Genomic DNA, 1,181 nt, shown 5'->3' with positions numbered 1-1,181 from the left:
TACCAGAACGACGTCAACGGCGACGGCAAGCTGGTCGCCGCGGACGGCGACAAGGTGTACCTGTACGTCGGCATGCGCCGGGGCGGGCAGTTGATCTATGCGCTCGACGTGAGCGACCCCGACACTCCCAAGTTCATGTGGAAGGTGGATGAGGAGACGGTGGGTACGGACGGCACCAAGGTGTTTGCCGCGATGGGGCAGACCTGGTCGACCATCCGCCCGACGAGCATCAAGGGCAGGACGGGGCCGGTCGTGATGTTCGGCGGCGGGTATGACCCCATCAATGAGGATCCGCAACCCGCCCTGTCACCGAACACCCTGGGCCGGGGCATCTACGTGCTGGACGCGGTGGCCGGCACTTTCCTCAAGCACATCACGCACGCGGACATGGGCGCGATTCCCGCGGACCTGACGTTCCTGGACCGCGACGTGGACGGCAAGTCGGACCGCATCTACGCGCCGGACACCAAGGGCAACATCTGGCGCGTCGACATCCATGACGCCGACATGACGAACTGGGTGGTGCACAAGATCGCATCGCTGGGCGGCACGGGGGCGGACGCCCGCAAGTTCCTGAACAAGGTCGACGTGGTGCTGGGCAAAACGTTCGACGCGGTCCTGGTCGGCTCGGGTGACCGCGAGCACCCGTTCGAGACCACCGTGGTCGATCGCTTCTACATGCTCCAGGACAAGTTCGTCGGTCTCACGGGCGGGCTGTTCTGCGGCAGCTCCACCAGCGCGACCACTTGCACGCATTCGGACCTGACCGACGTGACTTCGAACGCCTACCAGGATGCGAGCCTGCCCACCGGCTCGCACGGCTGGTACCTGACCCTGCGCACGGGCGAGAAGCTGGTCAGCAACCCCATCACCGTCTTCGGAACGGTGATCTTCGGCACCAACCGGCCGACACCTTCCACGGACGGCAATACGTGCGGCAACCTGGGTGAGGCCCGCCTGTACCAGATCGATTTCAGGAACGCTGGTGCGGTCCAGGACAGCAACGTGGACGGCGCGTTGAACGTGTCGGACCGCAGCAGCGTGGTGGCAGGCGGCGGCTTCCTGCCGTCGGCGGTCTACTCGCCGGTGATGATCGACGGCAAGCGCCGCGACGTGGTCTGCGTGGGCACGCGCTGCTTCAGGCCCGGCGGCGCCAAGTTCGACACGCGGCGGCATCGCAC

1 protein-coding gene is annotated in these 1,181 nt (G+C 66.1%); it reads left to right on the top strand.

Translation table 11 applies throughout. The features are described 5' to 3' along the window. A partial coding sequence (locus EZ313_RS23120; RefSeq protein ID WP_276606983.1) for a pilus assembly protein occupies positions 1-1,181 on the top strand: 1,181 nt, incomplete at both ends.

The sequence above is a fragment of the Ramlibacter henchirensis genome (genome assembly GCF_004682015.1).
GTDB lineage: Bacteria > Pseudomonadota > Gammaproteobacteria > Burkholderiales > Burkholderiaceae_C > Ramlibacter > Ramlibacter henchirensis.
Note: the sequence above shows the minus strand (reverse complement) of the source record. Positions and strands in the feature narration are given on the sequence as shown.